Genomic DNA, 13,406 nt, shown 5'->3' with positions numbered 1-13,406 from the left:
ATCAGTGCCATCTATCTCAGGTCCTCTGTTAGATTAAATATATATAGCTTGCCGAGTGCAAAGCTGTTGGAAGTCATAAGAGGGTTAAAAGGTCAGGCACTAAGCTGCCTTGTGCGAAAAAGTGTCATAAATAAAATTTCTTTTGATTCAATGGGTGAGAACAGGCAGTCAGTAACTTTAAGAAAGTCAATATGCGAAACCATGAAGTTTTATTCATGTTGGTGGCTGAGGAGCCCTGATTTGCGATGCTTGATATTGCTGCAACCCTTCAAGTACATTTCATTTAACTTCCAGTATCAACGCTCACCAACAGGAAGTTACCTTCTTCCCGCGCGCATCAAGATGGTATTGATGCGGTTACGGCGATAGGAGCAAACTGGGTAGGCATATTTTCTGGTATCAATGAAACGTCACATAAATATCGAATTAGAAAATCAAAAGCACAGATACAAGATCTCATTAACCGAGGTGTACTGTATGCAAAATCACTGGGCCTGAAAGTTCGCTACGCCGCCCGATTATCGGCGAGTACAGCTTCGTACATACCGCAAAGCTTCATGTGACCGCCAGCTCCCGAAACAGAAACTGCTATCACTGGATAGACCCGGCTTACTTGAGCGAGTAAGCCGTGCCATGAATCTTATGCGAGCACCTCAACATGATGGGTCATGAGTGGTTGACAGGCGTCGGTCTGATTTTCCTCGGAATAATAACGGGATTCGTCGGGACCAACACCGGTGGCAGTGTGTTTTTGACCGTTCCGGTGATGATCTGGCTGGGGATTGCACCTCAGTCGTCGATCGCCACTGCGCGCCTGGCCTCGGTAGGCACCATGGTTGCCGGACTGCGGCACTTCCATAACCAGGGAAAGGTCGATTATGCGCTGGCCTTTCCAGCTGCGGTACTGGGGTTGGTTGGGGCTCTGGCAGGCGCGAGCCTGCTTCTTCAAATAGATCCCGCGCTGCTGCACAAGGTAATTGGCGGGCTGACATTGCTGCTCGTCGCACTGTCTCTTATAAAAAAACCTCGTAGCGGCGAAACACCTCCCTCAGCGATCAGACGTCTGTTTGGCTATATCCTCTTTATCCCCGTGGGAATGATCGGCGGGCTATTTGGTGGGCAAGCCAAACTCTCGACGTATTTATTCATTATCTTTTTCAGAAAAACCATCAGCGAATCGGTGGGGACCCGCAAAGTCGGTGGGCTGGTTCTCTCCGTGGGTTCATTACTGATTTTCGGCGTCAGCGGCATCATTGACTGGCAGTACGGATGTTGCCTGATTATTGGCACGCTATTGGGTGCAAATGCCGGCGCGAAGTTTGCCTTAAAGAAGGGCGACCAGTGGATGGAGGCAGTTTTCAATCTAGTCGTGGTCGCGTTGGCATTGAGGATGCTGTTCTGGTGACCAGATCGGATGGGGACTCGAAAATACGTAAATGGCCTCACCTGTTTGCCAAGCCTTCATCCACAAATGGTCATGTCCTGTCTTTCATGTATTCGATCTCACAGGCTGTAGGCGTAAGCTTTGGGTTTTGCTTGCCTGGCGGCGGTATCAGGGAGTGCCAACTAGTACATCACCCAAAATCGAACTCAGGATGTACTAGAAAATGTTGGGGTGAAGTGAGTGTGGGGGACAAATGTTGGCAACAAAAAACCTGCACAAGGCAGGTTCTATGTGGGTTTCAGCGACTTCTTGGGAGGTCGTGGAACGTAATGATGGTGCCCGAACCCGGAATCGAACCGGGACGCCCTTACGAGCGGGGGATTTTAAGTCCCATGCGTCTACCAGTTTCGCCATTCGGGCGGTAGCGCGTTATTACAGGGTTGGGAATATATAGATCCAGTTGCTTCGACGCAAGGACGGGATGCAGCTTTCTTGCATGGGGGGCGCCTGAAAAAGCTTGGCAGATCAGTGATCTACATCGGCTTTAACAGGCGAACCAGAGGATTCCTACGACACGGGAACAAGCGGCATAAATGACAGTCATAGCGATATGCTATCTCGGCAGTCTGGAAAGGAATCAGTTGATGCTCATTGTTAGCAGGCGCTATTGGATGGTTATTGCAGGTGTCGTGGGATTGTTGGCCGGTACGGCACAGGCTGGGAGTGCGGTGAAGTGGGGGGATTTCAGCGCGTCAGGCGGTGACCGGTTGACGGGGGCTTCGCTGGAGGCGGGCAACCAGTATGTGTTGAAGGCGTCGAGCATTTCGGTGGGGGATATTGAACAGCTGCAGGCTGCGCAGAAACGTACCGAGAGTGAGGTACAAGGCCTGAAAGGCAAGCTGGAGGGGCAGGACCGCGCGTTCGATGAGTTCAAGCGCAGGGACGGTTCGAGCGCCAGTTCCAGTGACAGCCAGTTGGCGAGCCTCAAGCGCACAGTCGAGGATCAGAACAGCACGATCGAACGGCAGAAAAACGACATCGACGGTTTGAAGCGCAGCCTGGATGATCTCAAGCGCAGCCTGGATACCTTGAGCAGCAAGGTCAAGTAGCCTGGCCGCCGCGACATGCGGTCAGTCATGAGCCTGGATGCGGGTGTAAGGTAGGGCGTGCAACGCTGGGAAATCTCAGGAAAGCGAGGTGACTATGAGCGCTCCACTGCTGAAGAAGCTGCACCTGAATGGGTACGACATCGTGCAGGTCAATTTCGGGCCATGGCGGGTGTGTACGCCCCAGGATCGGCTGGCGTCCTTCAATTCCCGTGAACAGGCGCTGGCGTATGCCGCCACGTTGCCGGGTTACCAGGCACGCAACAGGCCGGTGTCCAATGATGATTGATTGAAAACGAAGCCCCGGTTTGTCCGGGGCTTCTGCGTTTGTGGCTTATACGAAAGGCTGTGCGCCGAAGCCGCGGGGCAGGCGTTGTCGCCCTGGCAGGTCGGTCAGGCGCTGCGTCCAGGCACTGCGCCAGTCGGTGCTGGTGTGGGTCTTGGCCTGGCGCGAAGCACGGCGTGCGGCGTTGCGCTGGTTGCGGCGCGCTTCCTTGTAGGCATCGGTGTTGCGGCAGGTGCGGCACTTGACCCGATTCAGCTCGGTGCTGGAGGGCAGGCTATTGCCGTGATGACCGCAGGCCAAATGCCCGGCCACCTTGAAGTGAATGACCATGTAAGCGTCTCCTTCTTATTGGGTACGCACATCGGTAAACCCACAATGCACGCGGGGAGGGCGGGGCTGAAAAATCCCGGCACCTGAAGTTAGGACCCCATGGGCGCAGTGGCGTTCGGTTTTGCCCCCGGACCTGTTCAACACCCCCGCCTCGGCGCTACCCTGCCACGCCACTGATCATGAAAAGGAGTGTGTGATGAGCGTCGAAAACCTGCCCCTGGAAGGCAGTTGCCGTTGTAACCGGGTGCGCTTCAGCGTGAGCCAGGCGCCGGTGATTACCATGGCGTGCCACTGCACCGGCTGCCAGAAGATGACCGCCAGTGCGTTCTCCCTCAGTGCGCTGATTCCCGCCAGCGCGTTCACGGTGACCCAGGGTTGCCCGGTGGTCGGCGGCCTGCACGGGGTCGATCGTCACTATTGCTGCCCGCACTGCATGAGCTGGCTGTTTACCCGCCCCCATGGCATCGATGAGTTCGTCAACGTGCGTGCGACGTTGTTGGATAATGCCGCGGAGTACGTGCCCTTTATGGAAACCTGGACCCGCGAAAAACTGGCCTGGGCTACCACGCCGGCAGTCGAAAGCTTCGAGCAGTTGCCGCAACCCGAGGACTTTGCACGGTTGCTGCAGGCCTATGCCGAGTTCAGCGCTCGCTGAGTTCAGTCAATCAAGGCGAGCAGGTCCGTATCGCCCACATCCTGCCCGGCCTGGGTCAGCAGCGTGGTGACCTGGCCTCGATGGTGGGTCTGGTGATTGAAAAAATGCACCAGCAGGGCGCCGAACGGCTTGCTGGCCGCCGCGCCGCGCATGTTGTGGTAGTGCAGGCGATGGTCGAGGTCGGGTTCGCGCAGCGTGTGCACCCAATCGATGATCAATTGGTCCAGCCAACGCCGCCGGGCGGCGAGTTCATCCAGGTCGGCGAACGCCAGTTGCTTGAGGTCCGACGGTGCGGCAATGCTGCTCAGCGGCGCTAGCGCCGCGTAGCCGGCGGGGTGCAGGGCAAAGCGTTTGAGCCAGACGGTGTCGCCCAGCGTGAGATGGTTGAGCGTGCCGAAGATCGAGCCGAAAAACGCGTGGCGGTCCAGGCGCAACTCATCGTCCGTAAGCCTGGCAGCCGCGTCATAGACCTTGCGGTTCATCCACTGGTTGTAGGTCGCCAGCAGCGTCATTTGTTCGATACGGTCCACGTGCTTTACCCCTCGTTGGCAATGGTGCCGCCATCATAAGGTAATTACCTGGACGACCCGCCACGGCAACTGCACCGGGAGCAGCAGGCCAGGTCTAAAACCTGAGCGTCGTACCGGTGGTCAGCCATTGATTGCGTTCACCGCCCAGGTCGCGCCCGAGCACCAGGTCGACGTCGACAAACTCCCCGAAGTGCAGGCGCGGCCCTGCTTGCCAGGCCTGGTCACCGCCTTCCTGGCCGTAACGTTCAGCGATCAACGTGAGGGCATCCATCAGTTGATACTCGACGCCGGTGCCCCAGGTCAGGCGCTGGGTTTGCTCGCCGTCGTTGTAGGCATGGGCCCAGCCGGCATTCAGGTTCAAGCGCAGGGGCGCCAGCGGTTGCCAGGTCAAGGGGAGGGTGAAGTCGGCGCCGTCGAACCCGTGTCGTCGATCAAGGGCAAGATGCGCCCCGGCGGAGATCGCCATTTCCAGCCCCAGGCCTTGCCGTGACAGCACCTGTGCCTTGAGTTGCGGACTCACCTGGGTCTCGCCCCGGCCTGCGCCGCCGGCCCGTGACAGCGCCGCGCCCCACTGCACCGAAGGCAGTGCGCTGAACGTGCACGCGGGAGACAGCGTTGCCGTGTGCGTGTTGCCGGCGTGCCGGTCGGCGCTGTACCAGGCGTCGAGATTGCAGACACCCGGTGCGTTGATTGCGCCGTCATCGACCACATAGGCGCCACCGGCGGCATGGGCCTTGGACACTAGGGCGATTAACAGGATCGAACCCAGGGTGATACCGATAAACAGCAGGTTGCGCCGCAGCGCCCGCTGTTTTGCCGGCGGCAACAGCAGCAGGGTCTGGCGCGCGCCGCGATAGTGCCGCGCACGGTATTTGGCAAACCCGTCCGGGCGCTTCGGGGTGTGTTTGTTGTGCATGATGCACCTCGCTTGAATGTCAGTTCTCTACGGTCAGCACCGAAATGCCGCTGGCCCTGGCCTGGCAGACCAGCTCCGACGTGTCGTCACCACCCGGCAGCGCGATGACCACATCCGCGCGGCTGTCGGTCAGCATGAAATGGTTGCGTTGGCGCTCCGCCTGCTTGCCGTGGCGTTGCCAGTTGGGCGGGTAGCGCACCACGTCGATGCCGAGTTCCCGCGCCCAGTCCTCGATGGCGCTGCCGAGGAACTGGTTGCCGCCGTGAATCAGCACCTGCACCGGGCGCAGGCGGTGGTAAGCGTCCAGCACTTGGCGGGACTTTTTGCAGTCGGCGTAATGACGACCGGCACAGATCAAGACGCGCATGATCCTATTCCTTGTAATGCACGGTGGCGGCCGGGCGACCGCCACCGTTTAAACGGCGGGGGAACTCAGTACCACTGCTTGAAGCGGCGGATGTAGAGGGTTTTCATCAGTTGGGCCACGCAGCAATAGCTGAGCAGCGTGCCGACCAGCCACGGGAAGTACGCCAGCGGCAGCGGTTGCAGGCCCACCAGGGTGCCCAGGGGCGAGAACGGTACGTAGATGCCCAGCGCAATCACCACGCCGGTCATCATCAGCACCGGCCATGCGGCCGTGCTCTGGAAGAACGGAATCTTGCGGGTGCGCAGCATATGCACCACCAGGGTTTGCGAAAGCAGGCCCTCGATAAACCAGCCGGACTGGAACAGGGTCTGCATTTCCACGCTGTTGGCGGCGAACACGTACCACATCAGGGCAAAGGTGGTGATGTCGAAGATCGACGAGGTCGGCCCGATCCAGATCATGAAGCGACCGATGTTCCTGGCGTCCCACTTGCGCGGTTTGGCCAGGTACTCCTTGTCCATCTTGTCCCACGGCAGGGCCAGTTGGGAGATGTCGTACATCAGGTTCTGCAGCAGCAGATGGATCGAGAGCATCGGCAGGAATGGGATGAATGCACTGGCCACCAGCACCGAAAACACGTTGCCGAAGTTGGAACTGGCGGTCATGTTCAGGTACTTCATGATATTGCCGAAGGTTTCGCGGCCTTTGAGCACGCCTTCTTCCAGCACCATCAGGCTCTTTTCGAGCAGGATGATGTCGGCCGATTCCTTGGCGATGTCCGTGCCGCTGTCCACCGAGATACCCACGTCGGCATCCCGCAATGCCGGTGCGTCGTTGATGCCGTCACCGAGGAAGCCGACGGTGTGGCCGTTGGCTTGCAGGGCCTTGAGCACCCGGGATTTCTGCAGCGGCGTGAGCTTGGCAAATACCGTGCGCTCCTCCACATGGCGCGCCAGGGTGGCGTCGTCCATAAGCTCGATCTCCACCCCCAGCAGCGGCCGGCCTGGCTCGAGGCCGACCTGGCGGCAGATCTTGCTGGTGACCACGGCGTTGTCGCCGGTAAGGACTTTGACCGCCACGCCGATCTGCTGCAGGGCTGCAATCGCCGGGCCTGCGGTTTCCTTGGGCGGGTCGAGGAAGGTCAGGAAGCCCTGGATCACCAGGTTGCGCTCATCGGCGGTGGTGTACTGCTGGCGGGCCAGGGCCTTGGGAATGTTGCGCGTGGCCACCACCAGCACGCGGAAGCCGTCTTCGTTGTAGTCATTGGCGATCGCCAGCAACTCCTCGCGGCGGCGCTCATCCAGAGGCACGGCACTGCCGGCCTCCATCACGTGAGTGGCAATGTCCAGCATCTCCTCGACGGCGCCTTTGCACACCAGCAGATGGTCGTGGGCAGCGTCCTTGACCACGATGGACAGGCGACGGCGCACAAAGTCGAAGGGCAATTCATCGACCTTGCTGTAGGCAAACGGCAGCTGGAACCTCGGGTTCTGCTCCGAGAACTGCACCACGGCCTGGTCCATCAGGTTTTTCATGCCGCTCTGGTGGTAGCTGTTGAGCCAGGCCAGGGACAGCACCGCATCATCGCGCTGGCCGAAGGCGTTGACGTGATGCTCGAGGATGATCTTGTCCTGGGTCAGGGTACCGGTCTTGTCGGTGCACAGCACGTCCATCGAGCCGAAGTTCTGGATCGCGTTGAGGCGCTTGACCACTACTTTGCGCTTGGCCATCGCCGTGGCGCCCTTGGCCAGGTTGGCGCTGACGATCATCGGCAGCATTTCCGGGGTGAGGCCCACGGCGACCGCCAGGGCGAACAGGAACGCATCGCCCCAGTCGCCCTTGGAGAAGCCGTTGAGGAAGAACACGATCGGCACCATCACCAGCATGAAGCGGATCAGCAGCCAGCTGACGCTGTTCACCCCGCGATCGAATGCGGTCTGTACCCGGGAACCGACAATCGCCTTGGCCAGGGAGCCAAAGTAGGTGCGCGGCCCGGTCGCCACCACCACGGCTTTGGCGCGGCCGCTGACCACATTGGTGCCCATGAAGCAGATGTTCGGCAGGTCCAGCAGGTTGCCCTGGTCGGCGGCGATCGGCCCGGCGGATTTTTGCGTGACGTCGCCGAGGGTGTCGTACTTCTCCACCGGCAAGGCTTCGCCGGTGAGCACCGCCTGGCTGATAAACAGGTCGCGGGACTCGATCAGGCGGATGTCGGCAGGGATCATGTCACCGGCCGACAACTGCACGATATCGCCGGCCACCAACTCGCGCATCGGCACTTCGCGCAGGGTGGGCTGGCAGCCCACTTGCTCACGGCGCAGCACCGTGGCAGTGGTGCGGACCATGGCTTTCAAGGCTTCGGCGGACTTGGCCGAACGGTGCTCCTGCCAGAAGCGCAGCAGGCTGCTGAGCAGGACCATGGTCATGATGATGACGACCTTGGTGGGGTCGGCTTCTTCACCGTCCCGCATCGGCAGCCAGCAGTCGGTGAAAAAGCTGATGCCGCCCAGGGTCAGCAACACGTAGATGAACGGGTTGTTCAGGGCCTGCAGGAATTGCACGATGGCGTGAGGCGGTTTGTCATGGGCCACTTCGTTGTGGCCTTCCCGTTGCAGGCGGGCAGTGGCGTCCAGTTCGGTCAGGCCATCCTGGGTGGCGCGTACGTTGGCCAGGGTGGCCGACAGGCCGTTGTGGGCTTCGCGGGCGGCACGCATCGACAGTCTGGTGTCGCTGGCGGTGCCGGTTTTCTTCTGCAGTGGCGTGTTTTTTACGGCGCTCATTGTCTGTGCTCCTGTCGCCAATTCTCGACAAAACATACCCGGTACTTACCTGAATACAGGCGAGCGAAAGCATGCCGAGTCGCTGACTTCGCGATCGGTTTAAATAAGGTGCTTGGATAACTTCTACTGGCGCGTTAGTTATAAGGCGCGCAGCGAACTACAACTGGAAAGTTTCATAAAGAACTCCAGGGACTTGATCAGGAAGTTATTGTTTCAGCGGGATTGAACGGCGCGGGCGCTCAGCACTATCCCAGGCTGAAAAGCGGCGGTCTCTGCGGGTCTTTGGGGGAGGGGGCAACGCAGGGCGTGCGTCGTGGCAGAAAAACCACGCGGGCATGGCAACGCCTGGCTCGCAAGGCTGCGGCCAGTGTGGATACATCGGGCAAAGCAAGGGTTGGGAAGGTCATAACACACCTCGGGACCGGACGGGCGACCGGCGAGGCAGTTACGGCGGAGCATCAAGCTCCAGCGCAGCTTACCGGACCGGGGAGGCGAGTCCTGTCATGTTCTGGATTGGGCGCCCGATGCCCGCCAGGGCGGTGCTCGGACAGCGACTGGATACTGTGTCCATTGGCTTCTTTTGTGAGGGTTAAAAAAGGCCCCAGTTGCGGGCAGGGGCAATCTACTCAGGCAGTTACAAAATGTCAACGCATGATTAATTAAATAGCCCGGCGTTCAGAGTTCATTCAGACAAGAGGCTCTCGAAAGTTGCTCGATATATAACTTCATACACCCTGTGCGGCGAGAACGGCCAAATAGATCAATACCAAACCGCAGGCGCCATAACTGATGCGTTGCCACGTGGGCGATGCATTCTTGCGCAGCAGGTTCACCAGTGCGGCGATCAGAAAACATGACAGCACCGAAGCCAGCATGAAGCCGGCGAAAAACATCAGCGTCTGCCCATGGCTGGGCGTGGCGCCGACGATGCCTGACAGCGCGCTGCCCAGCGCCCCCCAGTAGACGATGTTTTTCGGGTTGGCCAGGGAAATCGCCGCGCCCACGGCCAGCGCGTTTTGCCGGGTACTGGCCGGCGCATCATCGGCTTCGGGCAAGTGCCAGGCGTCGATCAGGCTGCGTACGCCCAGCCACGCCAGGTACAGCGCGCAGATAATCGTCAGCGGCACGCGCACGGCGTCATGCTGGATCAACAGTGCGATGCCGGTGAGGCCGATCACCGCCCACACGGCATCGCCTACCAGCGAGCCAAACTGCACCAGCAAGGCGGGTGTGAAACCGTGGAGCAAGCCTCGGCGCAGGGTCTCCGCCAACACCGCGCCGGGGGAGAGGCAAAACACAAAACCGAATACCAGTGCGTAAAAAAAGATCGTCAGCATGCCCGCGTCCTTTCAGGAAAGTGCGAGAGCATACGCTGGCAGAGGGATGGGAATCCATATCACCACGGGGGATTCATCCAGCCGTCAGGAGGTGGTCATTTCCAGCAGCGCTATGCGCTCGAGTTCGACCTTCAACTCGCCAGGGCTGAGGCGGGCAAAGGGCAGGGCGAAAAACGCCCGGCAACGGCTGGCGATGGTCTCCAGCGTGGCATCGAATGCCGCCTGGATGCTGGCCTGGTCACCTTGAACGTCCGAGGGATCTGCCAAGCCCCAATGCGCCTTCACCGCCGGCCCCAAATACACCGGGCAGGCTTCGCCCGCCGCCTTGTCGCAGACGGTGATGACCACATCCGGCGGGCTGCCTTCAAACGCATCATTGCCCTTGCTGTACAAGCCTTCGGTGCGGATACCCGCTGCCTGCAACGTGCTCAGGCTGCGCGGCAGGACCTGGCCCTTGGGGAAACTGCCGGAGCTGACCGCGGTAAAACCCTGCGGGGCCAGGTGGTTGAACATCGCCTCGGACAAGATGCTGCGACAGCTGTTGGCGGTGCACATGAACAGGACTTTCATTGCGGTTTCTCCGTTAGATGCTCAGGCGTAACGCGAGGGCGGCGAGGGTGATCAGCAGCACCGGCAAGGTCAGCACAATCCCGACCTTGAAGTAGTAGCCCCAGGTGATGGTGATGCCCTTGCGCGCCAGGATATGCAGCCACAGCAGGGTGGCCAGGCTGCCGATGGGGGTGATTTTCGGGCCCAGGTCGCTGCCGATCACGTTGGCGTAGATCATCGCGTCCTTGACCACGCCCACGGCATGGCTGGATTCGATGGACAGCGCACCGATCAATACCGTCGGCAGGTTGTTCATCGCCGAGGACAACAAGGCCGTCAGCACGCCGGTGCCCATGGCTGCGCCCCATACGCCGTAAGTGGCAAAGGTATCGAGCCAGGTCGCCAGGTAGGTGGTGAGGCCGGCGTTACGCAAGCCGTAGACCACCAGGTACATCCCCAGGGAAAACACCACGATCTGCCACGGGGCTTCCTTCAGCACCTTGCGCGTGGAGATCTTGTGGCCCTTGGCGGCGATCACCAGCAGGAGCACGGCGCACACCGCGGAAATCGCGCTGATGGGAATGCCCAGGGGTTCCAGGGCAAAGCAGCCGATCAGCAGGATGCCGAGCACCCACCAACCGGCGCGGAAGGTGGCGCGGTCGTGGATCGCGCTGGCGGGGTCTGCCAGGTCGGCAGGGTCGTAGGTCTGCGGAATATCGCGGCGGAAGAACCACAGCAGTACCGCCAGGGTGGCGGCGACACTGACGACGTTGACCGGCACCATGACCGCGGCATATTCGTTGAAGCCGATCTTGAAATAGTCCGCCGAGACGATGTTCACCAGGTTCGACACCACCAGCGGCAGGCTCGCCGTGTCGGCGATAAACCCCGCGCCCATCACAAACGCCAAGGTCGCCGCCGGCGAAAAGCGCAGTGCCAGCAGCATTGACATCACGATGGGGGTGAGGATCAGCGCCGCGCCGTCGTTGGCAAACAGCGCCGACACCAGGGCGCCGAGCAGCACCATATAGGCAAACAAGCGCCGGCCACGCCCGCGCCCCCAGCGCGCCACATGCAGTGCCGTCCAGGCAAAGAACCCGGCTTCGTCCAGCAGCAGGCTGATGATGATCAGTGCGACAAACGTCCCGGTGGCATTCCAGATGATGTGCCAGACCGCCGGGATATCCGCCAGGCTGATCACGCCACAGGCCAGGGCCAGGATCGCGCCCATCGTGGCGCTCCAGCCCACTCCGAGACCCTTGGGCTGCCAGATGACCAGGACGATGGTGAAAATAAAAATGGCGACTGCGACAAGCATGAATTAACGCTCCGGTGGCTCAGCAGCAGGTGCTGTCTCGTTGTGGTCTGTCGCCCATGGCATCCAGACGCTGTGTGTCGTTGTGCAGCCATGGCTGGTTGGCTTGCAGGGTGATGTCCAGCACCTGGGTCACCCAATCGGGCAGTGCCGGGTTGACGCGGTAGTAGATCCATTGGCCCTGGCGACGATCCAGCAGCACACCGCAACTGCGCAGTTGCGCCAGGTGACGGGAGATTTTGGGCTGGCTGTCGTCCAAGGCATGGATCAGTTCGCACACGCAAAGTTCGCCTTCACGCTGAATCAATAGCGTCAGGCGTGCGCGAGTGGCGTCGGCCAGGCATTTGAACAGGGTGGGCGGTGTAAGAGGATCCGACATGACCATTGCCTACATACATATGGAAATTCGAATATACGTATGTCCATATGTTTCGGTCAAATCCTGTTTCAATTGATATGGATCAAACCTCGGGAAAACTGCCACAAGTGATTGAAATTAAAATGAAACACGAATGTCCTAAAGTGCCTCCCCATTGCTGATGAAGGAAGACCCGCGTGACCCGTGCTACTCGCAACCTGCGCAAAACCCTGGATTCCGTCGCGGAAAATAACGAAACCGCGGCATTCGACCTGATGCGTGCCGTTGAAAAGCTCGGCGATGAAGTGCTGCGCCAGCGCTTGCTCAACACCATTCACCGGCTCAACCAGGACGCTCACGAACTGCGTGAAGCGCGGGACTCGGTGGAGCAGGTGTCGGTCAGGCTCGCCTGAGCAAGATCGTTCAAGACAAGCCCCATCCTACGCTGGCATGCTTGTGGACTGTCTGTCGATGAGCCGTTTCCATGCCTGCTGCCTTACCTCATTACGCTTTCGCTCGCGGTGCAATCGCCGTCATTCCCCTGTCCCTGGCCTGTGCACCTTGGGGGCTGCTGGCCGGTTCCATGGCCATCGATGCGCAATTCACGCCACTGCAAGCCCAGGGCTTGTCCGCCATTGTATTTGCCGGCGCTGCGCAGTTGGTCGCCATTGGTATGGTCAAGAGCGGTGCGAGCCTGATTTCTATCGTGTTGACCACCTTGCTGCTGACCTCCCAGCACCTGCTGTATGGCATGCACCTGCGCCCGATTCTGTCGCCGCTCAAGACGCGCTGGCGCATGAGCCTGGGCTTTCTGCTGACCGATGAGTTCTTTGCGCTGGTCAGCCACTATGACCGTGAAACCTTCAATCGCTGGTACGCCCTGGGCGTTGGCCTGACGTTTTATATCGCCTGGAACCTGTTCACCCTGGCCGGTATTGTGCTGGGCAAAAGCATCCCCGGCCTCGATCAGTTGGGCCTGGAGTTCTCCATCGCCGCCACCTTTATCGCGCTGATCACCCCGGTGGTGCGTGATGTGCCGACGGTGGTCTGCGTGGCGGTGTCGTTGTTGTTTTCCGTATGGTTGAGCTTCCTGCACTGGGAGTCGGCGGTGGTGGTGTCGGGTGTGCTCGGCATGAGCGCAGGGTTTTTCTGCAAACGCCTGGGGGTTGGGCAGCGATGATTTACCTGATGATTGTGGCCATGGGCCTGGTGGTTTTTTTCAACCGCTACTTGTTTATCGAGCCGCGCCTGCCGGTGCGCCTCAACCGGGGGGCGCGGGAGTTTCTCGGGTTTGCGGTGCCGGGCATGCTCACGGCGATTTGTGGGCCGATTATTTTCCTGGCTGATCACCAGCTCAACCTGAGCCCGGCCAATCCTTACCTGCTGGCCGGCATCTGCGCCGTGGCGCTGATGTTCTGGACGCGTAACGTATTGATGACCGTGCTGCTGAGCATGGCGTTGTTCTACCTGTTTCGCTGGTGGCTCTGAAGCGC

At 59.9% G+C, this 13,406-nt stretch carries 16 protein-coding genes and 1 tRNA gene; 7 read left to right on the top strand and 10 right to left on the bottom strand.

Annotated elements, in window-relative coordinates; all coding sequences use genetic code 11:
• Positions 1-658: 658 nt before the first annotated feature.
• Complete coding sequence (locus BM416_RS01375; protein ID WP_092484517.1) at positions 659-1,405, top strand: sulfite exporter TauE/SafE family protein; 747 nt, start codon at positions 659-661, stop codon at positions 1,403-1,405.
• A gap of 312 nt (positions 1,406-1,717) precedes the next feature.
• Here BM416_RS01375 and BM416_RS01370 read toward each other — a convergent pair.
• Positions 1,718-1,804: transfer RNA gene (locus BM416_RS01370), tRNA-Leu, on the bottom strand.
• Positions 1,805-2,055: 251 nt separating this feature from the next.
• Between BM416_RS01370 and BM416_RS01365 the strand changes: the two genes are divergently transcribed.
• Positions 2,056-2,493, top strand: coding sequence for a hypothetical protein (locus BM416_RS01365; RefSeq protein ID WP_223841591.1), 438 nt, complete (start codon positions 2,056-2,058; stop codon positions 2,491-2,493).
• A gap of 94 nt (positions 2,494-2,587) precedes the next feature.
• Positions 2,588-2,779 (top strand): hypothetical protein, encoded by a 192-nt coding sequence (locus tag BM416_RS01360; RefSeq protein WP_027606617.1) that lies wholly within the window; start codon positions 2,588-2,590, stop codon positions 2,777-2,779.
• A gap of 45 nt (positions 2,780-2,824) precedes the next feature.
• Here the strand turns inward: BM416_RS01360 and BM416_RS01355 are convergent, their stop codons facing one another.
• Complete coding sequence (locus tag BM416_RS01355) at positions 2,825-3,106, bottom strand: hypothetical protein (protein WP_027606616.1); 282 nt, start codon at positions 3,104-3,106, stop codon at positions 2,825-2,827.
• A 196-nt stretch (positions 3,107-3,302) separates the two neighbouring features.
• Here BM416_RS01355 and BM416_RS01350 point away from each other — a divergent pair, with 196 nt between their 5' ends.
• The gene (locus BM416_RS01350; protein ID WP_092484511.1) at positions 3,303-3,761 is read left to right on the top strand and encodes a GFA family protein; all 459 of its coding nucleotides are present in this window, start codon (positions 3,303-3,305) and stop codon (positions 3,759-3,761) included.
• 2 nt (positions 3,762-3,763) lie between these two features.
• Here BM416_RS01350 and BM416_RS01345 read toward each other — a convergent pair whose 3' ends face one another.
• The 8 genes from BM416_RS01345 to BM416_RS01310 all read right to left on the bottom strand — a co-directional run bounded on the left by BM416_RS01345 (position 3,764) and on the right by BM416_RS01310 (position 11,934).
• The gene (locus BM416_RS01345; protein ID WP_092484508.1) at positions 3,764-4,291 is read right to left on the bottom strand and encodes a DinB family protein; all 528 of its coding nucleotides are present in this window, start codon (positions 4,289-4,291) and stop codon (positions 3,764-3,766) included.
• A gap of 94 nt (positions 4,292-4,385) precedes the next feature.
• On the bottom strand, positions 4,386-5,207 hold the full coding sequence (locus tag BM416_RS01340) for a hypothetical protein (protein WP_092484505.1): 822 nt from the start codon (positions 5,205-5,207) through the stop codon (positions 4,386-4,388).
• Between the two features lie 19 nt (positions 5,208-5,226).
• Positions 5,227-5,574: a DUF2493 domain-containing protein gene (locus tag BM416_RS01335; RefSeq protein WP_065927468.1), complete on the bottom strand. Its 348-nt coding sequence runs from the start codon at positions 5,572-5,574 to the stop codon at positions 5,227-5,229.
• A 65-nt stretch (positions 5,575-5,639) separates the two neighbouring features.
• Positions 5,640-8,354 carry a magnesium-translocating P-type ATPase gene (gene mgtA, locus BM416_RS01330; protein ID WP_092484502.1) on the bottom strand — a complete coding sequence of 905 codons (2,715 nt, stop codon included), beginning with the start codon at positions 8,352-8,354 and terminating at the stop codon, positions 5,640-5,642.
• 725 nt (positions 8,355-9,079) lie between these two features.
• Positions 9,080-9,691, bottom strand: a complete 612-nt coding sequence (locus tag BM416_RS01325; protein WP_092484499.1) for a LysE family transporter — start codon at positions 9,689-9,691, stop codon at positions 9,080-9,082.
• An 84-nt stretch (positions 9,692-9,775) separates the two neighbouring features.
• Positions 9,776-10,261 (bottom strand): arsenate reductase ArsC, encoded by a 486-nt coding sequence (locus BM416_RS01320; protein ID WP_092484497.1) that lies wholly within the window; start codon positions 10,259-10,261, stop codon positions 9,776-9,778.
• Positions 10,262-10,274: 13 nt separating this feature from the next.
• Complete coding sequence (locus BM416_RS01315; protein ID WP_065941578.1) at positions 10,275-11,558, bottom strand: arsenic transporter; 1,284 nt, start codon at positions 11,556-11,558, stop codon at positions 10,275-10,277.
• Positions 11,559-11,577: 19 nt separating this feature from the next.
• Positions 11,578-11,934: a metalloregulator ArsR/SmtB family transcription factor gene (locus BM416_RS01310; RefSeq protein ID WP_092484494.1), complete on the bottom strand. Its 357-nt coding sequence runs from the start codon at positions 11,932-11,934 to the stop codon at positions 11,578-11,580.
• A gap of 176 nt (positions 11,935-12,110) precedes the next feature.
• Here BM416_RS01310 and BM416_RS01305 point away from each other — a divergent pair, with 176 nt between their 5' ends.
• From BM416_RS01305 to BM416_RS01295, 3 genes are all read left to right on the top strand, one after another.
• Positions 12,111-12,326, top strand: coding sequence for a hypothetical protein (locus tag BM416_RS01305; protein WP_025856028.1), 216 nt, complete (start codon positions 12,111-12,113; stop codon positions 12,324-12,326).
• 71 nt (positions 12,327-12,397) lie between these two features.
• Positions 12,398-13,093 carry an AzlC family ABC transporter permease gene (locus BM416_RS01300; protein ID WP_092484491.1) on the top strand — a complete coding sequence of 232 codons (696 nt, stop codon included), beginning with the start codon at positions 12,398-12,400 and terminating at the stop codon, positions 13,091-13,093.
• On the top strand, positions 13,090-13,401 hold the full coding sequence (locus BM416_RS01295; protein ID WP_092484488.1) for an AzlD domain-containing protein: 312 nt from the start codon (positions 13,090-13,092) through the stop codon (positions 13,399-13,401). The genes BM416_RS01300 and BM416_RS01295 overlap by 4 nt, the downstream gene beginning before the upstream one ends.
• Positions 13,402-13,406: the final 5 nt, after the last annotated feature.

This window comes from Pseudomonas sp. NFACC42-2 (assembly GCF_900116055.1).
Classification (GTDB): Bacteria; Pseudomonadota; Gammaproteobacteria; order Pseudomonadales; family Pseudomonadaceae; genus Aquipseudomonas; species Aquipseudomonas marginalis.
This window is presented reverse-complemented; position numbering and strand designations above follow the sequence as displayed.